This window comes from Ligilactobacillus salitolerans, assembly GCF_003864415.1.
In the GTDB taxonomy this organism is placed as follows: domain Bacteria; phylum Bacillota; class Bacilli; order Lactobacillales; family Lactobacillaceae; genus Ligilactobacillus; species Ligilactobacillus salitolerans.
The window spans coordinates 58,412-84,653 of record NZ_BFFP01000003.1 but is presented as its reverse complement, the minus strand read 5'-3'; the positions used below and the strand labels follow the sequence as shown (position 1 = coordinate 84,653).

23 protein-coding genes are annotated in these 26,242 nt (G+C 45.2%); 10 read left to right on the top strand and 13 right to left on the bottom strand.

The window, feature by feature from the left end:
• The first annotated feature begins 22 nt into the window (after window positions 1-22).
• Entirely contained in the window at window positions 23-1,258 is a 1,236-nt protein-coding gene (gene codA, locus LFYK43_RS01680; protein ID WP_124974784.1) for a cytosine deaminase, read from the top strand.
• 75 nt (window positions 1,259-1,333) lie between these two features.
• Here the strand turns inward: codA and LFYK43_RS01675 are convergent, their stop codons facing one another.
• Genes LFYK43_RS01675 through LFYK43_RS01665 form a run of 3 tightly spaced genes read right to left on the bottom strand, consistent with a single transcriptional unit; the run spans window position 1,334 to window position 4,116 of the window.
• Window positions 1,334-1,501, bottom strand: a complete 168-nt coding sequence (locus tag LFYK43_RS01675; RefSeq protein ID WP_124974782.1) for a FeoB-associated Cys-rich membrane protein — start codon at window positions 1,499-1,501, stop codon at window positions 1,334-1,336.
• Between the two features lie 27 nt (window positions 1,502-1,528).
• Window positions 1,529-3,640: a ferrous iron transport protein B gene (gene feoB / locus LFYK43_RS01670; RefSeq protein ID WP_124974780.1), complete on the bottom strand. Its 2,112-nt coding sequence runs from the start codon at window positions 3,638-3,640 to the stop codon at window positions 1,529-1,531.
• Entirely contained in the window at window positions 3,637-4,116 is a 480-nt protein-coding gene (locus tag LFYK43_RS01665) for a FeoA family protein (RefSeq protein WP_124974779.1), read from the bottom strand. The genes feoB and LFYK43_RS01665 overlap by 4 nt, the downstream gene beginning before the upstream one ends.
• Window positions 4,117-4,346: 230 nt before the next feature.
• On the opposite strand from LFYK43_RS01665, the gene LFYK43_RS01660 reads away from it, so the two are divergent.
• Entirely contained in the window at window positions 4,347-4,847 is a 501-nt protein-coding gene (locus LFYK43_RS01660; RefSeq protein WP_124974777.1) for a YbaK/EbsC family protein, read from the top strand.
• Between the two features lie 176 nt (window positions 4,848-5,023).
• On the opposite strand, the gene LFYK43_RS01655 is transcribed toward LFYK43_RS01660, so the two are convergent.
• The 5 genes from LFYK43_RS01655 to nrdJ form a co-directional block, all read right to left on the bottom strand.
• Window positions 5,024-5,695: a type 1 glutamine amidotransferase gene (locus LFYK43_RS01655; protein ID WP_124974775.1), complete on the bottom strand. Its 672-nt coding sequence runs from the start codon at window positions 5,693-5,695 to the stop codon at window positions 5,024-5,026.
• A gap of 422 nt (window positions 5,696-6,117) precedes the next feature.
• Entirely contained in the window at window positions 6,118-7,359 is a 1,242-nt protein-coding gene (locus LFYK43_RS01650) for an RNA-guided endonuclease InsQ/TnpB family protein (RefSeq protein ID WP_124974833.1), read from the bottom strand.
• Window positions 7,360-7,684: 325 nt separating this feature from the next.
• Window positions 7,685-8,071, bottom strand: coding sequence for a DUF4430 domain-containing protein (locus tag LFYK43_RS01645; protein ID WP_124974773.1), 387 nt, complete (start codon window positions 8,069-8,071; stop codon window positions 7,685-7,687).
• 16 nt (window positions 8,072-8,087) lie between these two features.
• Window positions 8,088-8,651, bottom strand: coding sequence for a cob(I)yrinic acid a,c-diamide adenosyltransferase (locus LFYK43_RS01640; RefSeq protein ID WP_124974771.1), 564 nt, complete (start codon window positions 8,649-8,651; stop codon window positions 8,088-8,090).
• A gap of 10 nt (window positions 8,652-8,661) precedes the next feature.
• Window positions 8,662-10,902 (bottom strand): ribonucleoside-triphosphate reductase, adenosylcobalamin-dependent, encoded by a 2,241-nt coding sequence (gene nrdJ / locus LFYK43_RS01635; RefSeq protein WP_174713947.1) that lies wholly within the window; start codon window positions 10,900-10,902, stop codon window positions 8,662-8,664.
• A gap of 255 nt (window positions 10,903-11,157) precedes the next feature.
• Here nrdJ and LFYK43_RS01630 point away from each other — a divergent pair, with 255 nt between their 5' ends.
• Together LFYK43_RS01630 and LFYK43_RS01625 are read left to right on the top strand one after the other, a co-directional pair.
• Window positions 11,158-12,003, top strand: a complete 846-nt coding sequence (locus tag LFYK43_RS01630; RefSeq protein WP_124974767.1) for a Cof-type HAD-IIB family hydrolase — start codon at window positions 11,158-11,160, stop codon at window positions 12,001-12,003.
• Window positions 12,004-12,021: 18 nt separating this feature from the next.
• Window positions 12,022-12,960: a LacI family DNA-binding transcriptional regulator gene (locus LFYK43_RS01625; protein WP_124974765.1), complete on the top strand. Its 939-nt coding sequence runs from the start codon at window positions 12,022-12,024 to the stop codon at window positions 12,958-12,960.
• A 154-nt stretch (window positions 12,961-13,114) separates the two neighbouring features.
• On the opposite strand, the gene LFYK43_RS01620 is transcribed toward LFYK43_RS01625, so the two are convergent.
• From LFYK43_RS01620 to LFYK43_RS01605, 4 genes are all read right to left on the bottom strand, one after another.
• Window positions 13,115-13,357 carry a single-stranded DNA-binding protein gene (locus LFYK43_RS01620; RefSeq protein ID WP_124974763.1) on the bottom strand — a complete coding sequence of 81 codons (243 nt, stop codon included), beginning with the start codon at window positions 13,355-13,357 and terminating at the stop codon, window positions 13,115-13,117.
• A gap of 117 nt (window positions 13,358-13,474) precedes the next feature.
• A complete protein-coding gene (locus LFYK43_RS01615) occupies window positions 13,475-14,494 on the bottom strand; it encodes a Gfo/Idh/MocA family oxidoreductase (protein ID WP_124974761.1) in 1,020 nt (339 codons plus the stop codon).
• Window positions 14,495-14,603: 109 nt separating this feature from the next.
• The gene (locus LFYK43_RS01610) at window positions 14,604-15,455 is read right to left on the bottom strand and encodes an aldo/keto reductase (RefSeq protein ID WP_124974759.1); all 852 of its coding nucleotides are present in this window, start codon (window positions 15,453-15,455) and stop codon (window positions 14,604-14,606) included.
• A gap of 138 nt (window positions 15,456-15,593) precedes the next feature.
• Entirely contained in the window at window positions 15,594-16,508 is a 915-nt protein-coding gene (locus LFYK43_RS01605) for an ArsR/SmtB family transcription factor (protein WP_124974757.1), read from the bottom strand.
• Window positions 16,509-16,726: 218 nt separating this feature from the next.
• On the opposite strand from LFYK43_RS01605, the gene LFYK43_RS01600 reads away from it, so the two are divergent.
• The 6 genes from LFYK43_RS01600 to LFYK43_RS01575 all read left to right on the top strand — a co-directional run bounded on the left by LFYK43_RS01600 (window position 16,727) and on the right by LFYK43_RS01575 (window position 23,315).
• On the top strand, window positions 16,727-17,986 hold the full coding sequence (locus LFYK43_RS01600; protein ID WP_124974755.1) for an extracellular solute-binding protein: 1,260 nt from the start codon (window positions 16,727-16,729) through the stop codon (window positions 17,984-17,986).
• A 75-nt stretch (window positions 17,987-18,061) separates the two neighbouring features.
• Window positions 18,062-18,979 (top strand): carbohydrate ABC transporter permease, encoded by a 918-nt coding sequence (locus tag LFYK43_RS01595; protein WP_124974831.1) that lies wholly within the window; start codon window positions 18,062-18,064, stop codon window positions 18,977-18,979.
• Between the two features lie 20 nt (window positions 18,980-18,999).
• Entirely contained in the window at window positions 19,000-19,842 is an 843-nt protein-coding gene (locus tag LFYK43_RS01590; RefSeq protein WP_124974753.1) for a carbohydrate ABC transporter permease, read from the top strand.
• 6 nt (window positions 19,843-19,848) lie between these two features.
• Window positions 19,849-20,220 carry a hypothetical protein gene (locus LFYK43_RS01585; RefSeq protein WP_124974751.1) on the top strand — a complete coding sequence of 124 codons (372 nt, stop codon included), beginning with the start codon at window positions 19,849-19,851 and terminating at the stop codon, window positions 20,218-20,220.
• A gap of 98 nt (window positions 20,221-20,318) precedes the next feature.
• Window positions 20,319-22,163 (top strand): glycoside hydrolase family 2 protein, encoded by a 1,845-nt coding sequence (locus LFYK43_RS01580; protein ID WP_124974749.1) that lies wholly within the window; start codon window positions 20,319-20,321, stop codon window positions 22,161-22,163.
• Between the two features lie 45 nt (window positions 22,164-22,208).
• A complete protein-coding gene (locus LFYK43_RS01575) occupies window positions 22,209-23,315 on the top strand; it encodes an ABC transporter ATP-binding protein (protein WP_124974747.1) in 1,107 nt (368 codons plus the stop codon).
• 98 nt (window positions 23,316-23,413) lie between these two features.
• Here the strand turns inward: LFYK43_RS01575 and LFYK43_RS01570 are convergent, their stop codons facing one another.
• The gene (locus tag LFYK43_RS01570; RefSeq protein WP_124974745.1) at window positions 23,414-26,113 is read right to left on the bottom strand and encodes an MMPL family transporter; all 2,700 of its coding nucleotides are present in this window, start codon (window positions 26,111-26,113) and stop codon (window positions 23,414-23,416) included.
• Window positions 26,114-26,242: the final 129 nt, after the last annotated feature.

Genomic DNA, 26,242 nt, shown 5'->3' with positions numbered 1-26,242 from the left:
ACTATTGAAGGAGCAAAACCATATGCTGATCACAAACGTTCACATTAATAACCAGCCAGAAACCACTGCTCTGCGGATCATTGACGGCAAATTTGCCGCGATCGACTCAAAGCTCCAGCCTAACCCGGGTGAAGAAGTGATCGATGGCCACGGCAAGGTATTGTTGCCGCCCTTTGTCGATTCACACATTCATCTCGACACCACACTAACGGCCGGTCAACCAGAGTGGAATGAGAGCGGGACTTTATTTGACGGGATCAGGATCTGGTCGGAGCGCAAAAAATCGCTGACCATCGCAGACGTTAAGGAACGTGCCAAAAAAACACTGCTCAAGCAAGTCACAAACGGGATTCAATATGTTCGCAGTCACGTGGACACGACTGACCCGGATCTGATCGCCCTGCAAGCCTTGCTGGAATTAAAAGAAGAAGTCAAGGATATCGTTGACCTCCAGCTGGTAGCCTTCCCGCAAGAAGGGATCCTCTCTTTCCCCAACGGCAAAGCTTTACTGGAACAGGCAGTCAAAGAAGGCGCGGATGCGGTCGGCGGCGTGCCGCACTATGAATTTAACCAGCAGTATGGCGCCGATTCAGTCAAATATTTGGTCAGCCTGGCAGAAAAATATGACAAGCTAGTCGACGTCCACTGCGATGAGATCGATGACCCGAACTCGCGCAATCTAGAAGTCTTAGCAACTCAAGCTTATGAAACCGGCTTGAAGGACCGCGTTACAGCCAGTCATACGACTGCGATGGGCTCCTATAACGATGCCTATACTTACAAATTATTCCGCCTCTTAGGCATGGCAGAACTGAATTTTGTCTCCAATCCCTCAGTCAACATGCACTTGGGCGGTCGTTTCGATACCTACCCGAAACGACGCGGCTTAACCAGGATCAAGGAACTCAACGAGGCCGGGATCAATGTTTCCTTTGGTGAAGATGATGTCGCCGATCCATGGAATCCACTCGGATGCGGTAATATGCTCGACCCGCTGACGATGGGTGTCTATGCCGGTCAGTTAATGGGCTACCAGCAGCTCCAGGATTCATTTAAATTCGTGACCTATCACGGTGCCAAAACCTTGCATGTCAACGACCAGTATGGGATCGAGGTCGGGAAACCGGCCAACTGTATTATTCTAGACGGCAGCAATTTCTACGATATTTTAAACGAGCACCGGACTGTTCTTTACAATATCCGCCACGGCAAGGTCTTAGTTGAAACCAAACCTGCCGCAACCAAACTTAATTTCTAACACCACATTTAGATAACGAGTAACAAAAATTGGAGCGCCAACCTAAAAAAGCTGGCACTCCAATTTTTTATGGAATTATGATCCATGACGAGAGGTCTTTTGTTCCATCTTGGCATGAGCCAAAGGACAGCCGACATCTTCACAGGAGTGACAGTCCGAGGCGTCGTGTTTGATAAATTTATGGTAAACGACCCAGGCAAACGCACCGAAAATAAAAATCCCTAAAATTATTGTTGCAGCCATCAACTTTTCGCCTCCAATTTCAAATCCCTAAACTACGGCTTGCTTTTTTTCTAAGGAATGATCCTTTTTGAACACCAATCCATAGGCAATTAATGAGATCCCGCCCAGCGCAAACAAAATATTGCCCCAAGAAAAACTACCGGTTAAAATCAGCCAACATTGATACAGGCAAAGTGCCGTTAGATAAGCCAGTCCTGTCTGGTAGCCCAACGCACGCAAGGTCCACATTTTGTCGCCATATTCTTTATACATCGTGCCGATCGCGGCAAAACACGGCGCACATAAGAGGTTGAAGGCCAAGAAGGCATAACCCGCCATCGGAGTGTAGGCTGCATTCAACGCTTGAGCAAAGGACTGGGCCGAATTGCTGCCAAATGCCAGCCGCAATGTCCCAACGCAATTTTCCTTCGCCACTAGACCAGCCAAGACAGCGACGGTCGCCCGCCAATCACCAAAGCCTAACGGGGCAAAGACAGGTGCTAACAAGTTACCCACATCCTTGAGCAAGCTCTGATTTTGAGAAACCATCTGCAGCTTCCAGTTGAAGTTGGATAAAAACCAGATCACAACGCAAGAAGCAAAGATGATCGTCCCTGCCTTTTGCACGAAACGTTTGCTGCGCGACCAGACATAGTGGAAAATATTGCGCGCTCGCGGCAAATGATAGGCCGGCAGCTCCATCACAAAGGGTTGCGGCGGACCGGCAAACATCTGCGTTTTCTTCAAGAAAATTCCAGAACCAACGACTGCTAACATTCCCAGAAAATAGGCTGATGGAGCGACCCAGCTCTGGTGCGGGAAGAAAGTCCCCGAAATCAGTGCGATCACAGTGAGTTTCGCCGAACAGGGCATAAAGGTCGTAAGCATGATCGTCATCTTGCGGTCCTTTTCCGACTCGATCGTACGGGTCGCCATGATCCCCGGGACCCCGCAGCCAGTCGAGATCAGCATCGGAATAAACGATTTGCCGGAAAGGTTAAAACGATGAAAGATCCGGTCCATCACAAAGGCGATCCGCGCCATGTAGCCGCAGTCTTCCAAAATTCCCAAGCACAAAAACAGCATCATGATCTGCGGGACAAAGCCCAAGACCGAACCGACACCGCCGATGATCCCATCGATGATCAAGCCTTGCATCCAACCGGCTACGTGCCAGCTTTGCAAGACTTGACTGACCGCATTTGGGATCCATTGACCGAACAAGTTGTCATTGACCCAGTCCGTTCCCATCGTGCCCACTGTTTGAATCGAAACATAATAAACCAGCCACATGACCAAGGCAAAAATCGGCAAGGCGAGCCACTTGTTGGTCACAATGCGGTCGATCTGATCGCTCGCACTCATCTGGAAGTCATTTTCATCGACCACACACATACTCATGATCTGCGCAACATAATCGTAGCGTGCATTGACAACAATACTGTCGCTGCTGTCATCAAAAAGCTGTTCGGCTGTGGCGATGATCTCGCTAATTTCTTTTTGCTGGTGAGAACTCAGTTGCAGCTCTTTTTGCACCTTCTCATCACGTTCAAAAACTTTGAGCGCATAATAACGCAGCTTGCTTGGGGCAACTTGGCCGGAAAGCTGAGTGCTGATCATCGACAGCGCCGACTCCAGGCGGTCATCATACTCCGGATAAGGATAACTCGGCGGATCTGCCACACCTTGCTCCATTGTTTTAGTCAGCCCGGCGAGGTTCTCTTTTTTGGCAGCACTGAGTGACACGACCGGCAATGAAAGCATGTATTCCATCTTTTTACGGTTGATCTTGCGCCCCTGCTTTTTCAGCAGATCCTGCATGTTCAAAGCCAAGACCAGTGGCAGGCCTGTTTCTAACAACTGTAAAGTCAAGTACAGACTGCGTTCCAAGTTGGTGCTGTCTGCAACATCGACAATTAGATCCAGCGTTTCTTCCAGCAAATATTTACGTGAGATCCGTTCTTCCAATGTATACGGTGAAAGAGAATAGATTCCTGGCAGATCGAGGATTGCTAATTGCTTATTTACTTTTAAACGACCGATCTTCTTTTCAACGGTCACTCCCGGCCAATTGCCGACATACTGACTCGATCCGGTCAGTTCATTGAAGAGTGTGGTCTTACCGCTATTTTGGTTGCCGGCTAACGCGATCAGACTCATAGGCTGACCTCCTGGACTAAGATCTGCGCGGCATCAGCCTTGCGGATGCTCAACTTGTACCCGCGCACCTGCAATTCCAGCGGGTCGCCTAACGGGGCAACATGGTAAATTTGCACCAGCGTATTTCTGGTCAAACCCATATCCATCAGCCGTTTGCGCAAAGCTTGATCCCCGTTTAACCTGACAACTACCGCGGAGTTGTGGACCGCCAACTGAGATAAGGGAACTGCTTGTTTTTGCTGTGAACTTGCCAGCAAGATGACCTCGATTTGAGCAGCCATCGCTTCGCTAAGAGCTAACCGTTGACCTTGGATAAAAATAACTAGCCCACTGCCGTTTTTGGCCTCTGAAATCACCGTCACGAGCTTACCTTTATTCAGCCCCAATTCGCCCAGGCGCACGGTCAATGCACGGTCGCCATTCACTTTAGTGATCAGGTATTTCTGTTGTGCTTGGCCCATCCTGAGCGTTGTCATATTTTCCCCTTCTTCTTAACTAATTGAGAATCATTTTCATTTAGTTTAAAAGTAGCACATTGTGAATGAGCCTTCAATAGGATCGGCAAAGAGAATGATTGCTCACAACATTGTTTTACCGGCATTCTCAGCTCACATTAAACTGAAAAGTAAGAATTTAACTTCTTTCACAATCGTTCTCGATGGGCTACAATAGCTAAATAAAAATTGATGAGAAAGGAGCCTTGAGCATGCCCAAAGCCACGCGTGCACAAACCTTGGAATTTTTACAAGAAAACCAGCTTCCATTTACAGAAGTCCAGCACCAGGCTGTTTGGACTGCCCATGATCCCACAGGTTTAGAGGATCCCACAGCACCCGTAATCAAAAACTTGTTTTTGAAACGCAAAAAGACCAACAACTTTTACTTATGTCTAGTCGTTGGTCAAAAAAAGTTGAATTTCAAAGCTTTAGCCCAGCAGCTGCACACCAGCCGCAGCCAATTAACCTTTGCATCTCCATCTGAGCTGGAAGAGGTTTTAGGTTTGCAGCCAGGAGCAGTGACCCCTTTAGGTCTGCTCAATGACACTCAAAAACAAGTGACTGTCCTTTTGGACTCCGACCTGAGCAAGCTCACACAGATCGGGATCCACCCAAATGTCAACACTTCGACCGTGTTCATCTCATACGTCAATCTGTTGAAACTTGTGGAGAAAACTGGGCACCAGTTCCAAACAATGGAACTGGAATAACCATAGAGGTCATCCAATCAGATTAAACTTTGGTCGACTTTAAGCCAGACTGATTCCATCTGGATTAATCTCTGCCCGACTTTGAGCCAAACTATGTCCATCTGGCCCAAACTTTGTCAGATTACGGCTAGCCTCCCAAGCCAACTCATGTTCCTGTGCGTTTTAACTGGCAGCCTTTACTTCGGCTGAGTAATGTAATCCAGGATCTTAAACATCACTGCTTGATTTTCAGGCGGGACTGGTGTCTGAAGAATATCAGCCGCTGACTGTCCTAATGTTGAACCCTTAATGTACGGAAAGTCGTTGACTACCATTTCCCGGACATTATCGGCTTGGGGTTCGAAGTGAAATTGCAAGCCCACAACGCGATGATTCAGCACGAAACCTTGGTTCTTCACTCGGTCGCTGGAAAAAAGCAGTTCCGCCTGAGCTGGAATTTCAAACATTTCTTGGTGCCAATGCAAAGCAGTCAGTTTCTCGGGCAAACCAGGAATAGTTTCAGTTTGCCGATAAACCGGCGCCCAGCCAACTTCCTTGGCCGGAGCATCTGTCACTTGGTACCCCATAGTCTTTGCGATTTGTTGGGCCCCATAACAAGCCCCAAACAGCGGCACATCTCGCTCCAACAATTGCGCGATCAATTCACGTTCCTGCTTGATCCAGGGCAAATCGTCGTTGGGACTCATCGGACCACCCAAAATCACCAGCATGTCCGTTTCAGCTGCTTGCGGCAGATAGCCGAATTGATAAGGATGATAAACATAACTTTGATGACCATGAAGTTGTACCCATTCAAGAATGGATCCTGGTCCTTCATTGGGTGTATGTTGCAAAATGTTGATTCTCATAGTTTGACTTTCCTTTCTTTTCAGGCTGTTCAAGACAATGCTTAGAATTGACGAAGGCGCCATACATAATTGTACAGCGCCTCCTAATTAAAAAATTAAACTAAATTGTTCCTGAATTCTATTATAAAAACAAACAGTCTTCTATTTTTCGTCTGTATTATCCCGCCTCTATAATACCATTGCAGCTCCATGGCTGCGCCCGGTCACGCGAAACGTCATCAAATCATAATTTATCCAATAAATTACCTAACTTGTCAACTACCACGGGTTAAAACCCGTGGCTTGTAGTCGTTAGCACCCAACGAGTACCTGCTACAATTTCGCTAGATACAGCACTGCGCCTTATGGACCGAAGTCGTTAAGCCGTCTGACATGCTAATTACCAAGTGCATTCAGTCCCCAAGTTGCTAAGGGGCTTTTGTTTACGCTAATTGATCGATCCCTTTTGCCAAAATATTCTTGGCAGCATTGTGATCACGTTGATGTTTTGTCTGACATTGTGGGCACTGCCAACTACGATCACGCAAGGTCAACTTGTTGTCGCCTCTCAAAAGGCAACCGCACTTTGAGCATGTCTGCGTGGTGTTGCGTGGATCAACTGTCACAAAGGTCTTGCCATAAAGATCTGCTTTGGTTTGCAGTTGTTGTAAAAATATCCGCCAACCAGCATCGCTGATCGACAAAGCAAGGGCGTGATTTTTCAACAGGTTTCTGCTTCTTAACTCTTCGGCAACCAAGAGGTCGTGGTTCTTGACTAATTCAGTTGTCAAATTATGTAAGAAGTTCAGCCGTTGCTGTGCCACTTTGACTTGCATTTTAGCCACTAGTAAGCGTTGTTTTTGGTAATTTTTAGCGTCACGCAAAGGGCGGTGCTCTCTCTTAGCCTGTACCTGTCGGCGGGAAAGTTTACGTTTTTGCCGGTTAAGTTGTTTGAGTACTTTGCGATAATAACGAGGGTTGGCAACAACTGTGCCATTACTGTCAGTCAAGAAGTTCTCTGTATTCAGGTCAACACCCAATTTTTCGTTGGTAAAGGTCACTGCCCCGATAAAAGGTTGGGTTGAACCTAATTGGAAACTCAAATAAAAGCAGTCCGCACTGTCTTTAGTGACCGTCACTGTACCAATTCTAACTACATCACGCATGTGCCAAATTTTACCACGGACTGCACTTGTTCTAATTAAACCAAGCTTCGGTAATTTAGCATGGTTGCGATCCAGAAACTTGACGGTGCCATTTAACAAAGACGGTAAAACGGCTTTGTCACTGTACTGGGCATTAGTCTGATACTTCCAACAGTAACTTTTTTTATGAAAGACTGGTATTCCGCTCCGATGGACTTTGCGAAACGCTTTCCAAGCTTTAGCGTAGTTTTGTTTGGCATTCGCTAAACACAAGCTGTCAATATCTTTATGGCATAAAAATAAGTGCTCGTCACTTATGTTCTTGGTCGTTTTTTTACGCTGTTCAAGTTGGTAAATTCTTCGTTGAACCGTATCAAGCGGCAACTTAACTTGTTTTAACTGATATAACTCACGATTGATCGCCACTAGTTCATTGTAGACAAAACGACTAGCATCACTATTACGTTTAATAATTGCCTTTTGCTGACTATACGGATAACAACGCACTTTTAAACCATAATGATAGGGCAGTTTTTTCATGCTCAACTTTGCCATGGTTTTCACCTGCTTTCGTAAAATATTAAATAGATTATATCCGAATCAGGTGTAAATATCAAAACATGTGTTCCCTGTTGACGATATTCAAACGAGATTACGTCACAAAGAACAACACCGCAATTTGAGAAATTAGGCTGAGAACTTAACGATACGATGCAAAAATAAGTATGCTTCATTGCACACGAAGGACGCATTCATCCCATGACTAAAGTCACGGGATTTCTGCTCTATTTGTAATTAAACTATCGCTTAGTATACCATACATATCTTGTAATAACTAAGGCCGAGCATCAAAAAAGCTGTTCCTCTACTGTTGCGTTTTTTGCAAGGTAAAGACCACGTGCCCCTGATCAGAGACTTTTTGCTGCTCCACACCCTTCTTAGCGCTCTTGCCATTCACGGTGTACATCCAGTATTTATTTTGCTTTTCATTTTGCTGGCGGCCATCAATTGCCGTAACTATCCCTTTCTTGACCTTGACTGGCCAAGCTTTACGCAACCCAGTGATCACTTTAGCCCCCTTTTTTACATGGACTTTTTTTGTACCCAAAGTCTTATGTCCATTCTTCAAGCGGTAGGTGACTGTCACGGAACTGGGCTTTGCAGACTTGTGATCACTGTTGGCCTGCGTGGAACACCCCGTCAGTAAGAAGACACTCATTAATAAAACAGGCAAAGTTTTTCTTTTTAGCATTTTTTCTTGTTCTCCATCATACTTTTTTGTTCTTTGTGGGCTTTTTCTTAGCCAAAACATCTTGATAGCCATCCAGCAGGTTGGCATAGCGGGCCAACATAAAGAGATAGTCCGACAAACGATTCAAATATTGCAGGACTTCAGGTGCCAACGGCTGCTGCTTGGCATTCAGCTTGCTGGCGGTCCGTTCTGCTTTGCGCGCCAAAGTTCTCGCATATTGCAGATCAGCTCCGCTCACCTGACCGCCGGGTAAAATGAAGGCCTTGATCGGCGGGACTTGTGCGTTCAAATCATCGATCCGTTCTTCTAGTACAACGGTATCTTGGGAGGTGATCTGGTGGGACCTTTTGACAACAATATCAGCCTGCACTTGATAGATTTTGGCTTGCAGCGACTGGATCTCTGGTGCCAGTCGTTTTGTTGTGGAACTTAAATTGGCACAAACTACACCCAGCCATGATTCAAGTTCATCTAACTGCCCCAAAGTCTCGATCTGCAGATCATACTTAGGCACCATCTTCCCTGTGACCTGCTTAGTTGATCCTTGATCTCCGACCTTGGTATAAATCTTACTAGTCATAATTTAACTCCTACTTAACTGGGCAAGCACCGCCCTCACAGTCCTCTTGCCCAACGATTTCAAATTCTTCCTGCTCTTGTTCACCATTTTGCCGGGCAAAGATCGCTTGAACATCTTGAGTGATCTGAGCGCTTTTTGTTTCAAACTCAGCTTTGGTGATCGGTTCCTTCGGTGCCTGCTTGAAATCTGCACCAGAATACGGCAGCAAGGACGTTGATTTAATTGTCGTGCGGTACTGACTCAGTAATTTACTGATCTGAGGCCCTTCTTCTGGCTGGAAAGTGACCGTGCAGCTGACCGCATTATCCGACCAGTATTCCTGCAAAAAGGCTTGATTTGCAAATTGTTCTGCAATAGAAACCGTGCCGGCTGACGCAAATTCAGCTTCATCCGCATGCGGCGCACGCATTGGAAATTCAACACAGATTGTGTTCTTGGTATAAACATCTGGTTCCATGTGGTATCCTGCCGCGCTCAAAGCTAGCAGCAACGGGTCATTATCCTGGAAACGGATCCGCTGGATCAAATAACCGGCATAATGGAAGTGCATGCCCTCGGATGCACCCGCCAACTTGGCTACAGTCCCCGAAGGTTTGACGGTCGTGTGCTTGAGCGATGGTTGGCAGTCCAACGCTGCCGAATAATCTTCGTCCGCTTGCACCACTGCTTGATAAAGTGCGCTGACCTTTTTAACGGCGCGGCTGTCATAGACTGGCCGCTTGATTTTAGCCCCGGTCACAGGATCTGTTCCTTCACCGTAACCGCGCACAACTCGGTTGCCGAATTCACTCAAGATCCAGTCTTGGATCCCAGACATTGAGATCCCGATCCGGCGGTTTTTGGCAATGATTTGCCGTGAAACTTCCCAGTCATAGTGGCTGAAGGTCACACGTTTCGCAAAACGAGCCGCTAAAGCAAAGACCTCATTTAAATTCCAGCCTTGCTGGGTCGCAATTGCCGGAAAAACCTCGAACAAATTACATGGTTCGCCGTTCGCCAAAGAAATTTCACCACACGGATTAGTTCCTTCGACGTCCGGGTCGATCCCAGTTTGCCGGCCATCGGCGATCCGCCCGTAATTACGAGCCAAATCTAGGTTGACCACACCCGGTTCGCCGTTTTTACGCAGAGAGTCAGCAATCACTTCATAATCATTAAACGACGGGTCAATAGCGACACTGTTGTTAGAAGCCCAACGATGATGATAGAGTTTTTCTTGATCTTGTTTCATGGTAATAAAGTCTTGGTCATCGGCTGAACCCAAAGCCAGCTCGGCGGACCGGCGCACATTGCCGGCCACCACGGTTTTGCCGATCAAATTACCGATATCGGTACAATCAACTGAGCTCAATTGCTGCCCTGCTCGTGTGTTTACGACCTGGTTAATGTCATTTAACATTTCAACTAACGGTGCTGGTCCGGAAGCAGTACCGCCAAAGCCTCTGATCTCCGCACCACGCGGCCGGATCTGACTGACATCAAGCACTAATTTATGCTTGCCGGTCGGATTGGTTTGCGCAAAATGATGGTCGATTGCAGCGGCATTCGCTAAAACCCAGCCTTCACGTGTGTCCGGCAGCTCATACCAGTCGTAGTCGCTGTCATTATTGTGCTCGGATAGCCATTGTTCCTTATCGTGGGCCCCGGCTGCAATGATTTCGTCATAGGCTTGACTCTGAGAACTGATCAAAACCGTCAAATCAACTGGATTAGAAACTGCAGGCAGCTTTTCAATATTTTCTCTTTTGACTGAAAATCCGACTCCGCCGCCTTTCATCAACTCGTCAAACATGAAAGAAAACGGCATCGACACAGCGTCCTGGTCTGGTTTGAGGTATTCCGGCACAATGTGGCTGTTGCCATAAGCTTGCGGGCGAATAGCGATGAACCAGCAATTATTCAAAGCATCCCCGTGCGCTTTTTGATAGTCTGTCCCCGAGATCCAGAGATTCCGTCCAGATGGCGTAGCACCTAAGCCGTAAATCAAACGGAAAAGCTGCTGGGCTTCGCTAGTCAGCTGTTGGCGCACCTCTGCGCCTGGATCATCTTGCAAACGCGGATCCAAGTTAATATTGCCTTCAATCGTACGTTTGACAGTCTCATCCCAATTCTCCGTGCGTTTTTCATCCGGTAAATACCGCGCATAGGTCCGCTTATATGTGACCCAGCCGAGCGGTCCCCAGTGTGGGGTCACCTCATTTTTAACTTTTTCAATAAATTCCTGACTGAGGAAAATTTTAGTCTGCTGCATTGTTGCCATAATTATCACTCCTCGCTCTCTATGCTACATATGGTATACCCAACTAATTTTAAATACAACATATAGCGTAAAACACAAAAAGCACTGGTCAGCGCTCAAGACCAGCGGTGCCCAGTTCACATCGATTAATTTTAATTTTTACAAACTACTTTCACTAAAATTGGCGAAATAGTTTGCTCTGGAACGCGTCCCACAGTTTAAGATAACCAAGTAAGGTTTGAAATAAAGTACAAAGGATGAAACATCATGATCAAACAGATTTTTCTAGATATGGATGGAACGCTGCTCAATAATGCTGGTCAGGTCAGTGCCGAAAATATTCGCGTCATCAGGGAAAGCCAGATCCCTTTAAGTCTTGTCTCAGCCCGAGCCCCGCTCGAAATGGCAGCCGCAATCGATGATTTAGGATTAACTACGACACAAATTGGTTTTAACGGCGGCTTGATTTATCGCCGCACTCAAGGCAAACTCCAGGTGCTCGAAAGTCACTTCATTCCCAGTCAGACTAGCAGCACTCTCCTGCGTTGGTTAAAAGAAAACTTTCCCAGTGTCAGTTGCAGTTATTACACCAAAGATGCCTGGTTGACGGAGCAAATCGATGCTGGGATCGAATATGAGACCGGTCTGACTGGGATCACACCAACTTTGACCACTTCACAAACGTTACGTACAGCCGCTCAAGCTGGAATTTTTAAAATTATGCTGATCGTTTTTGACCAGCAGACAATGTTAAAATTACAAAGTGAACTGTTGACCCTTAATTTAAAGGCCGTAGCGATCCAGCAATCTGGTACAATGTACTTGGAGATCACCAGCAAAAATGCAGTCAAAGCACGCGGGATCGAATATATTATGCAAGAGCAGCATATCAGCCAGGAAGAAACTGCTGCCTTCGGTGATGGACACAATGATTTACCGATGCTGCAGGCGGTTGGGACGCCGATCGTGATGGGCAATGCCCTGGATGTGATCAAAAGCGCCGGCAAATTTGTCACGAAAACCAACGACGAAGATGGTGTGGCCTATGGGATCACTCACTTCATTTCACAGTTGCCAAACGAACAAAACTCGGAGTTAAGCCAGGCAGAATAAAGGAGCAGGCGGATCAAGATGACTAACATTAGAGACATTGCTAAACGTGCGGGATACTCAACTTCGACCGTTTCACGTTATCTCAATCGAAGCGGCTATGTTTCACAGACGGCTGCAAGTAAGATCCGCCAAGTAGTCAGTGAATTGGACTATGTCCCAAACTCTGTTGCTCAGGAACTGAGCTTAGGCCAAACCTCGACGATCGGAGTAGTTGTGCCCCATATGAAACACCCTTATTTTACTGAGCTCGTGGCTGGGATCATGGAATCTGCCTTTGCAGCTAAATATAACGTCAGTCTCCTGCAGTCAAAGTATGACGCTAAACTTGAGGTCAAATACTTGGAACAACTCCACCGTAAAAGTTTGGCCGGTTTGATTTTTACTTCCCACGGGATCGCCTTGGCTCAGTTGGCTGAATACCGTAAATATGGTTCAGTGGTCTGTTGCGAAGACCCCGGATCGATCCCGATTTCAGCCGCTTTCACAATCCGCGAAGCAACCTATCTCAAAGCATTTTCCCATCTAAAGGAACAGGGCTTTCAGAGGATCGCGCTCATGTTAAGCCGCGGCTATGAATCAAGCGCCACCAGCAAGTTGACCATTAACTGCTACCGGCAGGTTTTTGGGGATTTTCCACCGGCAGAACTGATTTTGACAGATGTGACCACATTTGCCGACGGCTACCGTGGTGCGCAAAAGTATGTTCAACTAAATCAACAGCCGGATTTTATTTTTACCAATGGTGATGATATTGCGGCAGGTGTTAGACAGCTCTACCTTGACTCAGAACTGCCTGTCCCTCCTTTAATGGGCCAGGAAAATCAACTATCCAGTAAACTAATGAACATTTCAACGATCGACCACCATTTTCGCAAGGTCGGCCAGGTGGCTTTTCAGCTAGTACAACACGATGAACTCCAACAGATCCCGGTCGCCTCCGAGCTGATCATCAGATAATTTAAATTAAAAATACCTGCTAGAAACTAAACAGTATATAGTTTCTAACAGGTATTCTTTATTTTAACCAAATGTTTCTTTTGCTTGGACAGACATCAGCATACTCACCTAAATTCAGCTGCATCCGCTCTGCTGAACTTGCTGTCCATGCTTTTTATCTTTTTTGGTAGTGTCTTTGCTGCTGCCGGCTATTCTTAGGCAATTCTCTGACCTCAGGATATTCTCCTTGCCGAACTTTGCGTAAGAATTGGTTGCCAGCCATGACCTTGTCCCCAATATATAAGCGATCCCAGTTATCCAGCCCATAAAGACTGGGCAATGAAAAAGTTGCTCCACTTTTTACATTTTGTAAATTGGTTTCCAGTATTCTGAAAATTCCAGGCATGTTTTCTTTCATGGTTATGACCTCTTTTTCAAAAGCCTTGACTATCTTGATCCACCATCAAAATTTTTCTACCCAAGTATCTCAATGATTTGTGCAGCCCTTATGACACTGCGCCTGTCTCTTTCACATTTATTGGTTGAGCTGGTTAGCCGCCTTTTCTAACATACTGATCTGCCAAATAGTTTCTTCATCCTTAACTGCTTTTTCACGGTGGTTGACCAAGGTTTCATAGATATCAGCATAAACACGACTGTAATCCCCGACTTCAGAAGGAACTTTTTCCTCATGATATTGTCCTTGGTCATCCACATAGGTCAGAGTCCCGAAATGTTCAGGCAGGTCCAAGCCAAAATCAGCGTGATCTGGCATGTAAAAGAGCTTCAAGTGTTCTTCTTGCCGATCCTTTGTCTCCTTAACAAACCTCCCTTTTTGCCCATAGACAACAAAACTTGGGCGGGGTTTGATCCGGAAATAACTAGACTTAACGGAGACTTTTAGGTCGCCGTAATTTAAATCAAGGTCAAAATAGTCATTCATTCTTCCTGGTCCCAGTAGTTGCCGCACATCATAGTGAACATTATCCGGCTTGCCATAAAGAGAAATAACCTGGTCTAAGGTATGGCAGGCATGGCTGTACACGAAACTATCTGCCCAAGAAAAATTATGCTCGCCTTGTGGAACCTGAGGGCGGAAGTAATCATAGTGCATCTCGATCTCAGTTAATTTACCCAATACTCCGCTGTTGATCACCTTTTGCACGGTCAAGAAGTCAGAATCATACCGCCGGTTCTGGTAACACTGGATAAAAAGGTTCTTTTCCTGGGCTAAAGCAAAGAGCTCCTGGGCTTCTTTTGCCGTTTGGGTAAAGGGTTTTTCAACTAGGACATTTTTACCGTGCTCCAGCAATTCTTTGGCATAGGAATAATGAACTTGCGGCGGAGTTGAAACAACCACTAGGTCCAATTCCGGATCTTGGTAAATTTCATCCAGGTCTGTCGTGTAATGTACCCCTTGCAGTCTCGGCCAATCGTCTTTCAAATGACGGGAATACATTGTTTTGATCTGAAACTTATCCTGCAATTTCAATATAAATGGAACATGATAGCGGTTGGCACTTTTGCCGTTACCAATAAAAGCAATTTTCAACAATTGACGTTCCTCCGATTAAAAACAAGCCATGACTTGTTATTTTACTTCCGTGAATTAATAGTACTCAGCCAGTACAGAGGTGTTTCACGTGAAACATCTGCCTAAACTACTAGTTGATCGACAACGGTTCTTTAGTGGTCGGTTGCGGATATTCTTGATCCAAAGAAGACAGTTCCGCTCCAGTCAATTCCAGTTCACCTGCCTGCACGTTTGCAGCAGCGTGGTCTGGGTCGCTTGTCTGCGGGATCGCAATCGTGCGGCCATCGCGGATGATCCAAGCCAGCAACAAAACATATGGACTAACACCATGCTGCTCGGCCATTTTTTGGACGACCTTATTTCTTAACATGGTGGTCCCGAGTTCATTTTGGCGCCCGCCGACTGGACTATAGGCGATCAAGGGCAGCTCGTGCTCTTTTTGCCATGGTAACAAGTCATACTCGATCCCTCGTTCTTCGATGTTGTAAAGATCCTCGTTAGCAGCTGCGTTTTTTCCAGCAGGTAATTGCCACAACTCTTCCATATCACTGGTATCAAAATTTGAAACGCCCCAGGCCTTGATCTTTCCGGCCTGCCGCACACGCTCCAGTTCACTAACTACTTCTTTCAAAGGTACTCTGCCCCGCCAGTGATACAGATATAAGTCCAGGTAGTCCGTTTGTAACCTGCGCAGGCTTTGATCTAAATGCCGTTCCAGCTTTGCTTTGGAAGCATTGTGCGGCAAAACTTTGGAAACTAAGAAAATATCTTCACGTTTGTATGGTTGCAACGCCTTCCCAACTAAAGTTTCCGAGCGGCCTGAGCCGTACATTTCTGCGGTGTCGACTAACCGGGCGCCAGCATCTAAGCCGTTTCTGATTGCCTGAATTCCCTGTTCTTCTCTGGCAGGGACATCTCCCATATGCCAAGTTCCGATCCCAATGGCTGGAACTTTTTGACCAGCTAGTAAAACTTCTTTCATAGGCTCCTCCAATCTGTATTTTCGCTGATGCTTACTGCTTTTCTAGGTTAACTGCTTACACCCCTAGTCTAACCAAAAACAACTCTCAATACAATTAAGCGGTCCGCCAAACTAGCTTGATCCTCCAGTCCAATTTTTTCAATCTTTTTGCGAATAGTAAATCGTCGCCTTGATGTCTTGGTGATGATTGCCGAATTCTCGGCCAAAGATCGTCACCCCGCCGTATGTTTCACCATCGACCGGCAAAACAGCCATTTTTAAGGCCAGCCGCCTTTGTTTTTCCAGGTGCAGATCCGCGACATTCACATCTGAAATACTGATGCTGTCGACAGCGGTATCAAGTTTCCCGACCCGAATATGCTTTAACAACCCGTATTGACTAAAGTCATCCGGCCACCATTCTGGCGTATATGTCCCCCGCACGTCGGAATAATTACCCGGCAGCTCAATTGCCCCAATAAAAATGTCATTGATCCAAAAACCGACTTTCGACTGCCAATTATTATTCGAGAGCGGAAATTCGCTGGATAATTCTAAGTCAAATTCAACCAGTTCCGCTTTCCCGTCACGCGGGATCTCATTGGGAATAATATATTCGATCTCGCCTTGAGTAAACCATAAGAGTTCAGCTCTAAAACGCTCCGCTGAAAAAAAGACGTTCACGTCGTCCATCGCACCTACAATTTCGTTTGAAGTCGCCAGGCCGCAAGATGGTTCGACCCCTTCGATCTCAAAATAACTGCCGACAGGTAGTGAATAGACTTTGCTGTGATACTGCGGGAAGATCTTTTCCGGAAAATTAACGTTGATTTTTTCCACGTTCATTCTTGGGACTAATTCACGGCCATCAGCTCCTTTTTCCAAACGGATCAGATCTGTTTCTTCCAGAATATGTAAATTTTTCGAGATAGCCGCCTTACTGACATTCATTCTCTTGGCTAGTTGTGTCGCCGAGATAGTTTCCGTTGAAATGATCTGGATCAATTCTAATCTCACCGCTGAACTTAATGCTTGAAAAACAGGCAAGGATGCTTCGTTGATATCGAGGTCCATACCCCACACCTCCAATTAGTTCACTATTTAATTAACAATGTTAACGTATTTTTTTGTCAAAGACAAGATGTTATCTTTTTAAACTAACCATGGTAAATCAAGCTTAGCAAACGTTGACACCGCTTTCTCAGAGAAGTATTATAGTTTTTGTGAAAGCGCTTTTTCAAAATTTTGTTAGCTATATAGTGAACTACCATGTTAGTAAGGGAGGAGCACCGATGAAGAAACTACGTGTTTTGTTTATGTTAACATTCTCGTTATTCTTGTCATTTTTCATTAGTTCCAAGACAGATTTTGTTCATGCTGCGTCCAATAAACAAATCGTTTTCTGGAACCCATTCACAGGTCCAGATGGTACCAACATGCAGAAGCTGATTAACCAATACAATAAAACTAACCCTGAGTATAAGGTTAAAAATGTTTCGCTGACAGAATCAGATATGTATTCCAAGATCCCGACGATCGTCAACTCCGGAAAAGGGATCCCAGATCTGCAAATCGTCCACGTTGAACGGATCAAAGATTACGTTCATAATGGCTTGCTTGATAGTTATGATCCTTATCTCTCACAGTTTCCCCAGATCAAGGGCAAAAACTACGTGCCTGAAGCTTGGAAAAACGGCAAGTACGAAGGCCATCGTTATGGTGTCCCATTGGATATCCATACAACCTTCATGTACTACAACAAGGATCTAGTTAAAAAATATGCTCCACATGCTCTAGATGACAACATTGTTACCTTCAAGGAAATTGAAGAAGCAGGGAAAAAATCCCAAAAAGACGGCATTACAGCTTTGGGCTTGACCTGGTGGAAACCACTTTTCCTTTCCCTTTATGGTCAGATGGGCGGCAAGTTGACTAAAGACGGCCGCAACCCAACTTTCAACAATGCAACATCTAAAAAAGCGATCAACCTTTACAAGAGATTACGTGAAGAAAAGATCACCTCTCAAGATGGGCAAGATCCAATGCAATTATTCTTAACTGGCAAAGATATCTTCTTCCCAGAAGGGATCTGGATGAACAATCAGATCAAAGAAGGCAAGATCAAATACGGTGTAACCAATATGCCGCAAATTTCATCTAACCCTAACAAAATGGTCAACTGGTCTTCTAGCCATCAGTTTGTTTTGCTGAAACAGCCAAAGCGGAGCAAAGCTAAGACTAAAGCAACCTTAAAATTCATTAACTGGGTCCGTCTTCATTCGCTAACTTGGGCTGAAGCAGGACAAAATCCGGCTTCACTGGCTATTACCAAGAATGCAAAATATAACAATATGCAGCAATCGTTCTTGCTTTCTAACAAAACTGAACAAAATTCGCTGACCATCTTTGATTATCGTTATAACGGCTATCTTGCCGATTATCTGGATCGCTATGCCTATGATGCAGTTTTCAACAAAACTTCTATTTCTAAATATCTCAAGAAAATGCAAAACACTGTCCAAGACGAAGTTGATGCACAAATGGCAGATTAGAAGGTTAGCAATTTCCTTTTTAAATTAAATCGATGCCTATGGTTCTATTAGATGGGAGGAAAAACGATGGAAGATATGCTTAACACAGCCAAAACGGCTGAAAACGTCCGGACAAAAAGCCGGAATTCAAAGCCTACCAAGAGCCATCCACTTTACTATTTGTTACCGCATTTGATTATTTTCTCGATTTTCTTTTTGATCCCGCTGGTCTTTGGGATCTATGTCTCCTTTACCAAGTGGGATCTGGTTCGGACACCAGATTTTGTCGGTCTGGAAAACTACAAGAACATTCTGTTCTCCAACTCAATTTTCCATGACCAATTAACTAGCGGTTTATGGCACACTATTTTATTCGTATTATTATCTGTGCCGTTCTGTATCGTAGTACCCCTGCTGTTAGCGGTGGCATTAAATACCAAGCCATTCTTAGGGAAATTTTTCCAAGGCCTTTTCTACTTGCCAAGTCTTTTCTCTATTTCAGCCGTTGTTATTGTTTGGTCACTGATCTTCAACCCGAACTACGGTCCTTTAAACACTCTGTTTCACCTCAACCAAGTCTGGACTGGTACACAGCCTTGGGCTTGGATGACGATCGTAATTTTGACGGTTTGGTGGACGATTGGCGGCAATATGATCATTTATCAAGCTGCCCTAAACGGGATCTCCAAGGATTACTATGAAGCTGCCGATATGGATGGTGCTTCAAGCTGGTCCAAGTTCATCCATATTACACTGCCAAGCATCCGTGGTCAGCTGCTTTATACGATCGTGACAACTACAATTGCTCAGTTCAACATTTACGGACAACCATTGATGTTAACTAATGGTGGACCAAACGGATCAACTTCTGTTTTGATGATGAACATTCAGCAAAATGCCTTTGGTTCTGGTCAGTCCTTGGCTGGGCTTTCCTCAGCAATGGCAGTTATCTTGGGGATCTGTATCACAGTCGTTTCCATGGTCCAACTCTACCTCTTAAGAGATAAAGACTAGTGCAAAGGAGTGAAACCTTTATGAAAACAAAACAAAACAGTGTCTCAAAATGGACCTCATTTATTTTCTTGCTGCTCTTAGCGATCATCTGGGTCGTTCCCTTGCTCTATGGAGTAATGTCCTCATTTAAGAGTAACATCGAAATGCAATCGGTTGGTTTTCGTTTCCTGCCGATCAACTGGATCTTAACCAACTATAGTAGATTGTTGCAAAACACATCAAACACCCCTGTCTTTCGCTGGTTCTTAAACTCACTGGTGATCGCGGGCGGCTCAACGATCTTAGTTTTAGTCGTAACATCATTGTCCGCTTTTGCCTTTTCACGCTTGCGCTTTAAGGGCAGAAACACGCTCTTTTATTTCTTGTTATCTACCATGATGTTTCCTGCAGTTATGAACATCATCCCACTGTACAAGATCATGACCTTCTTAGGCTGGGCTAACACACCTTGGGCAATGATCTTCCCTGCAGCAACCGGAGCGTTAAATATCTTCTTGGTCCGGCAATTCATGGATAATATCCCGCTTGCCTACGATGAAGCAGCTCGGATCGACGGAGCCAGTGACTGGCAGATTTTCCATATCGTGATCTTGCCTTTGGTTAAACCAGTCCTGTACGTGGTTGCCCTCTTCACGTTTACAGGTTCTTGGAACGATTTCCTCTGGCCATCGATCGTCTTTTCAGATATCAACCGCATGCCGATCACTCCAGGTTTGAAGCTGCTGCAAGGTATGTATGTTGCTGATATCCCAACCTTGATGGCTGGTGCGATCATCGCGATCATCCCAACATTTATCTTATATTTAGTGGCTCAGAAGTACTTCTTACAATCGATGTCGTTATCAGTCGGAGTGAAAGGATAATCAAACATGCTAGCAAAAAATTGGGAAAAATTTCTTTTAATCGCTTGTGCTGCCTGGCAGTTCATTGATGGCGCGTTGACGATCTTCCTAGGCTTCTTCAACCCAACTAAAATCAATGAGCTGGAAGAATTCTCACATGCTGTTCCATTAAATTCATTTAATGGCCTAATTGGTGGATTATTCATGCTGGCTGGGCTGGTTAACCTATTGATCGCCATGTATTTCTTAAAGCAAAAGCCGCTCTCAAAAGCAATCACCCCAATTTTAGTGCTAGAGGCGATTTTAGCTTATCTCTGCATGGACATTATTTCGGTTGCAACCCTGGTTCCAGCAATAATCATTATGTCTTTAAAAAAGAGAGTAAAGAGAAGCGTTTAGGAGAAAAATATTATCATCCGGTCCGTCGACCGAGTTAAGAACACATTAAACTCATACAAATGGCGATCAACATCTCGCTGACGAAGGAGAAAATTAATATGTACAGAACTGAATACCCTCAACCACAATTTCAAAGAGAAAACTGGACTAACTTAAATGGCAGCTGGGACTTTTCTTTTGACGACCAGGATCTGGGTGTCAAAGAGCAATGGTTCACCGGTCATGACTGGGAGCAAAAAATTGAAGTGCCCTTTGCTTATCAGACTAAGTTAAGCGGCATTGATGATCAAAGCGAACACAGTGTGGTCTGGTACCAGCGGACATTTTCTACCGAACTAGCTCAGGATGAAGATCTGCTGCTTCACTTTGGAGCAGTCGATTTTCACGCTGACGTTTGGCTGGATGATCAGCATATTGGCAGTCATTCAGGCGGGCATACCAGTTTTACCTTTGATATCAGCAAACAATTATCCGCCCAAAAGGAACATACACTGACAGTTCGCGCGAAAGATCCTGTCCGTGATGAGGAATTGACCCGTGGCAAGCAAAACTGGATAGGTGAAAGCTCTGGCATCTGGTATACCAATACGACAGGGATCTGGCAGACGGTTTGGCTGGAAAAACGGCCGCACACCAGCCTTGATTCAGTCCAGTATTACCCAGATATTGATCACGGCAGCATTAAAATCACTGGTCAAATCGCCAACTTCGTGCCAGAGACCGCAGTCACGGCTACGATCACATTTGAAAAACAGCAAGTTGCCAAAGTGACACTGTATCCGCAAGAAGAAAGTTTTGAGCTCAGCGCTGATTTACTGGGCAAGCATATCTTTAGGATCGGCTATCATAATGAAGGCTGGCTCTGGTCACCGGAACACCCGCATTTGTTTGATGTTACCTTCGAGACCAAAGCCCCTAACGGACAAACTGATAGTGTGGCTTCATACTTTGGGATGCGTAAGATCCACACAGCTAAAGGCATGGTTTACCTTAACAACCGTCCTTATTACCAGAAACTGGTCTTAGACCAAGGTTATTGGCCAGACAGCTTGCTGACTGCGCCTGATGATGAAGCTTTCAAAACAGATATTAACTTGACCAAAGAAATGGGCTTTAATGGTGCGCGCCTGCATCAAAAAATTGAAGATCCTCGTTTCTTGTACTGGGCAGACCAACTAGGCTTCATTTGCTGGGGAGAATGTGCTGCAGCGAACGTCTTTACTGCTAAGGCTGAATCAACACTTTATAAAGAATGGCTTGAGATCATTGAACGCGACTTTAACCACCCGTCGATCGTGACTTGGGTCCCGATCAATGAAAGCTGGGGCGTTCCACAAGTCCATATCGATCGCCAACAGCAGCACTTTACTCAAGCTCTGTACCATTTGATCCATTCGCTTGATCCGACTCGTTTAGTTGAGTCTAATGACGGCTGGGCTCAGACCGAAACTGACATCTGTGCGGTCCATAATTACGCCCATGGTACCAAGGATGATGAGAAGACCTACCAGCAGTATCGAGAAACTCTGAGTTCTTGGGAAAACATCATCATGAACCCGCCAGTTTGGGATATCTTTGCAGACGGTTTTAGCTACACTGGTCAGCCGATCCTGTTAACTGAATTTGGTGGTGTCGGGTATAACAAGCACGATGCAGCTAACGGCTGGGGTTATACAGGGGCACAATCAGACGAAGAGTTCATCAGCGAATATCAGCGGATCATTGATGCTGTCGGGGCTTCACATTGTCTGACCGGCTTTGTTTACACCCAGCTCAGTGATACGGAACAAGAAGTCAATGGTTTGTTGACTGTCGATCGGCAGCCAAAAGTTGATCCAGCAGTGATCAAAAAAGCAAACGAGTTTTTCATCCCTTCACACGTCGAGTCTCCGCAAAAAGAAGTTGAAGTGGACGATGTCTTAAATGAAGGATTAGAGCCGTAATTCAAAAATTTTTAAGAATTGATAGAAAGTATAAGGTGACTTGAAATGGCTGAAATTGAATTAAATCATATTTATAAAAAATACGAAAATGCTTCTGACTATTCAGTAACCGATTTTAACTTACATGTTAAAGACCAAGAATTCGTAGTGTTTGTTGGCCCTTCCGGTTGTGGTAAATCAACAACCTTACGGATGCTGGCAGGACTTGAAGATATTAGTAAGGGTGAGCTGAAGATCGATGGTAAGACGGTGAACGACGAGGCTCCAAAAGACCGCGACATCGCGATGGTTTTCCAGAACTATGCCCTTTACCCTCACATGACTGTGTACGATAACATGGCCTTTGGTTTGAAATTACGGAAATATAGTAAAGAAGACATCGATCAAAAGGTCAAAGAAGCAGCTCAAATCTTAGGATTGTCCGACTACTTAGACCGGAAACCAGCCGCCCTCTCTGGTGGACAGCGGCAACGTGTTGCCCTGGGCCGTGCCATTGTGCGTGATGCTCCGATCTTCTTAATGGACGAACCGCTTTCTAACCTTGATGCCAAACTGCGGGTCTCGATGCGTGCAGAAATCGCTAAACTGCATCAACGTCTACAAACTACTACAATTTATGTGACCCATGATCAAACTGAAGCTATGACAATGGCTGACCGGATCGTCATCATGAAAGACGGAAAAGTTCAGCAAGTAGGAACACCGCAAGAAGTCTATGATAACCCAGCAAATGTCTTTGTCGGCGGCTTTATTGGTTCACCAGCCATGAACTTCTTTAAAGTTCAATTAACCGGAAACACCATTAAAGACGAAGACGGCAACTTCAACCTCGAAGTTCCTTCCGGTTGTCTGAAGGTCTTAGAGTCCAAGGGCTATCAAAACAAACAGTTAGTCTTTGGTATTCGTCCCGAAGACCTGCATACTGAAAACGCCTTCCTGGAGACCTTCCCGAATGCGGTAGTTTCCGCGAAAGTGGTTGTTTCAGAACTCCTCGGTGCCGAATCGCAACTATACAGTAAGATTGGCAATACCGAAGTTGTTGCTAAAGTTGATGCGCGTGATTTTACAGAAACAGGCTCCGAAGTTAAGCTTGGTTTTGACCTAAACAGCGCCCACTTCTTCGACCCAGAAAGTGAAGAAGCAGTTTACTAATTCTTCTCCAAGACATTAAAAAGCTTCTGTTAATTTGATCTGAAATGATCAAGATAACAGAAGCTTTTTCTTGTGGAAAATTTAAAGCGAAAAAACACTTACTTCTTTTCCTTTTGTTTCATTTTGTCGTCCAGAGGATAGGTCAACCTGATCAAGCTGCTGTTGATAGTTGGAATAGCGAAAACTAGGATCAGCAGTCCACTCATGACCCCAATTGCCACTTGGGTCAAGGTGACAACATTAGCTGGGATCAAAGCCGCAAACGTCCCACCAAGGATCAATGCAGCGGAGATCACGACTGTCCCGACCATACCAGAAGCTTTCACGATCCGGCGACTAGGTACATCATTCCAAGCACCATACTCACGGTACTTGCTCATCAAGAAGATACTATAATCCACGCCTAGTGCTATTAACATGACAAAAGTAAAGAACGGTGTGTTCCAGCTCAACATCTTATCACCTAAAAACACTCCGCTTAACCAGCGCGCAATACTGATCCCGCCAAAATAAGACAACATCAGTGTCCCGATAATATAAAGCGGCTGGAGGATCGACCGAGTCACCAGCATTAAAGCTATGCCGATCCCAATCAACATTAAAGCAGCACTGCGGAAAAAATCAGCCTTCGAGACCCTGGCAGTATCATCTAAACTAGCAGATTGGCCGCCAACCGCCACACGGGCTCCTTTCAAGGACGTCCCTTGGAGATTGTTTTTGACTTGTGTCTGCAAAGCATTGACTTTGTCCAGCGATTTTTTAGCTGCCGGATCCGAACTGAGTATGATCGTGAACTTAGCAGTCTTCTTATCAGCGGAAAGATAGTTATCCTGGGCACTCTTAAAAGTCGAGCTCTGTAAAACATTTTGCGGAATATAAAATGTTGCCCCAGCCGCTGAATTTTGCAGGCCCTGCAGATATTGGCTCATTGAAGTCATCCCGCCATTGATTTGGGCAAGTCCCTTAGATGCCTGACTAATGCGAGCTTGCTGCTCTTTAAGCTGCTGTCCCGTTCCTTGTGCATCCTGACCAATGGCCTGTGTGTATGCCGCAATGGCTTGCAAGCTTTGCTGCAGTTCATTCAAGGTCGCCTTTTGCTGGCCTTGCATCTGCTGCAGCATGACACCAAGCATCTGTAGTTGTTGTGCAGACAACGGTTGACCTGCAGCTGTCATTTTTTGCTGCAACTGCGGCAAGACATTTTGCTGGCTAGAACCGCTCTGTGATGCCGACTGGATCTCTTTTAATTTTTGCCCGATCAGTTGGGTCTTGTTCCCGATATCTTTCAGTTGACTGCTGTCAAAGGAACTAGTACCTGTTTGGCGGCTGATCTCACCTAAACCAGACTGGACCTTGCCTGTTTGTCCGTTTAAGTTTCTCAACTGATCTTGAACATAGAGTTGATTGATTTTAGTCCCGCTTGGCCGCGTTACAGAAGCCACTGTTTTGATCCCGGACTGATCTTTGATTTGTCGGGTGATCTGGTCAAGGTTTTTCAGATCTTTTTCGTTATTCAACTTATGGTCTGACTGAATATAAATCGTGGTTGGTTCCGCCGTTCCTTGACTAAAGTGTTGCTGAACTACTTTAAAGCCCTGTTTCGAAGAATAATTGTCCGGCAATTCGACTGTTGTGTCATAGTTCAAACCATTCTGGTAGGTGAAAACAAATGGTAATGCAACTAGGAACACGATCCCCAAGGCAATAAAAGGATGAGCGGCAGAATTCTTTGAAAGAAAACTCCACAAGTGATTCGTTTTAGTCTCAGCCTGCTGATGGCTGGGCCAGAAGATTTTTTCTCCCAGTGTTGCCATAAAGAAGGGATTGAGTGTCAACAGAACTAGTAAGAGAACCGCAACGCCGATCCCGACACCGATCGCTGAGCGATAAATTGAAAACTTGGCTAAAGCCAGGGTCAAAAAGCCGATCAGAACCGAGCTGCCGGAATAAAGGATCGTTTTACCGGCAACTTTCAGTGAATGTTTAGTTGCTGCATGTTTCTCTAATCCTTGGCTCAAGTAATTCTTGAACTGATGGTATAAGAGGATGTTATAATCCGTCCCAATTCCGAACATGACAACGACCATAAATACTTGAGTGAAGTTAGAGATCGTCAGCCAGCCGTTTTTGGCCAAATTCATCACGATCGCTAACGACACAATAAAACTAAGTCCCACTGATAGCAGTGAAATCAAGGGTGTCACGATCGAACGGAAAATCACGATCAAGACCAGTAAAATAAAAATTACTGCAATAACCTCAGTTTTTTTGATCCCCTCTTCAGTTGCCCGGCTAAAATCGTCAGTCAGGACGTCTCCGCCCGTCACGTAGGTTTTAACACCCGCCGTAGCAGCCGCTTTTTTCAAATTCCGGGTGCTTTCCCGGACAGAGCGTTTCTTGCTGACGTCTAACTGCAAAAGCTGGGTCGACTTGTCTTTAGATACCAGCTGTTTTTGCGTGGCAGAATTATCCGCGGCAGTCGTGAACTTTTTGATTCCATATTTATCTTTATCAGCCTTTAATTTATGGATAGTTTGCGTGATTTTCTTTTGCTGTTGGCCGCTTAGCTGCTGGTCACCATTGTTAAAGACAACCACGATCTGCCGTGTATTCTTGAGATGGTGCCCCCAATCTTGCTGGATAGTCTTGGCAACCTCACTTTTAGCAGAACTTGGGATCTGCGTCTGCCCGTGTTCTGCTACGACCTGCGAAATATTTGGCAAGGCTAACAGACTAATGATCCCGATTACTAGCCAAGTCAGCAAAGATAACCAATAGTTTTGTTTAAATTTCCCCATTTTTCTCTCCCTCTTCGTCTAATCATTTTTGTGCATATGTTAAACTATTGAGAAATAGTAAAATTTAACCAAAAAATATTCAAGCTACATTCTTTTGCATTTGCCCAAAAATGAACAGATCTAACAAAC

Coding starts and splice junctions, on each gene's coding strand:
- LFYK43_RS01570 (WP_124974745.1), bottom strand. CDS start 26,113: ATGGGGAAATTTAAACAAAACTATTGGTTATCTTTGCTGACTTGGCTA.
- LFYK43_RS01625 (WP_124974765.1), top strand. CDS start 12,022: ATGACTAACATTAGAGACATTGCTAAACGTGCGGGATACTCAACTTCG.
- LFYK43_RS01675 (WP_124974782.1), bottom strand. CDS start 1,501: ATGGCTGCAACAATAATTTTAGGGATTTTTATTTTCGGTGCGTTTGCC.
- LFYK43_RS01580 (WP_124974749.1), top strand. CDS start 20,319: ATGTACAGAACTGAATACCCTCAACCACAATTTCAAAGAGAAAACTGG.
- LFYK43_RS01645 (WP_124974773.1), bottom strand. CDS start 8,071: ATGCTAAAAAGAAAAACTTTGCCTGTTTTATTAATGAGTGTCTTCTTA.
- LFYK43_RS01585 (WP_124974751.1), top strand. CDS start 19,849: ATGCTAGCAAAAAATTGGGAAAAATTTCTTTTAATCGCTTGTGCTGCC.
- LFYK43_RS01640 (WP_124974771.1), bottom strand. CDS start 8,651: ATGACTAGTAAGATTTATACCAAGGTCGGAGATCAAGGATCAACTAAG.
- LFYK43_RS01610 (WP_124974759.1), bottom strand. CDS start 15,455: ATGAAAGAAGTTTTACTAGCTGGTCAAAAAGTTCCAGCCATTGGGATC.
- LFYK43_RS01665 (WP_124974779.1), bottom strand. CDS start 4,116: ATGACAACGCTCAGGATGGGCCAAGCACAACAGAAATACCTGATCACT.
- nrdJ (WP_174713947.1), bottom strand. CDS start 10,902: ATGCAGCAGACTAAAATTTTCCTCAGTCAGGAATTTATTGAAAAAGTT.
- LFYK43_RS01605 (WP_124974757.1), bottom strand. CDS start 16,508: ATGGACCTCGATATCAACGAAGCATCCTTGCCTGTTTTTCAAGCATTA.
- codA (WP_124974784.1), top strand. CDS start 23: ATGCTGATCACAAACGTTCACATTAATAACCAGCCAGAAACCACTGCT.
- LFYK43_RS01600 (WP_124974755.1), top strand. CDS start 16,727: ATGAAGAAACTACGTGTTTTGTTTATGTTAACATTCTCGTTATTCTTG.
- LFYK43_RS01655 (WP_124974775.1), bottom strand. CDS start 5,695: ATGAGAATCAACATTTTGCAACATACACCCAATGAAGGACCAGGATCC.
- LFYK43_RS01595 (WP_124974831.1), top strand. CDS start 18,062: ATGCTTAACACAGCCAAAACGGCTGAAAACGTCCGGACAAAAAGCCGG.
- LFYK43_RS01630 (WP_124974767.1), top strand. CDS start 11,158: ATGATCAAACAGATTTTTCTAGATATGGATGGAACGCTGCTCAATAAT.
- LFYK43_RS01650 (WP_124974833.1), bottom strand. CDS start 7,359: ATGAAAAAACTGCCCTATCATTATGGTTTAAAAGTGCGTTGTTATCCG.
- LFYK43_RS01590 (WP_124974753.1), top strand. CDS start 19,000: ATGAAAACAAAACAAAACAGTGTCTCAAAATGGACCTCATTTATTTTC.
- LFYK43_RS01620 (WP_124974763.1), bottom strand. CDS start 13,357: ATGAAAGAAAACATGCCTGGAATTTTCAGAATACTGGAAACCAATTTA.
- feoB (WP_124974780.1), bottom strand. CDS start 3,640: ATGAGTCTGATCGCGTTAGCCGGCAACCAAAATAGCGGTAAGACCACA.
- LFYK43_RS01660 (WP_124974777.1), top strand. CDS start 4,347: ATGCCCAAAGCCACGCGTGCACAAACCTTGGAATTTTTACAAGAAAAC.
- LFYK43_RS01575 (WP_124974747.1), top strand. CDS start 22,209: ATGGCTGAAATTGAATTAAATCATATTTATAAAAAATACGAAAATGCT.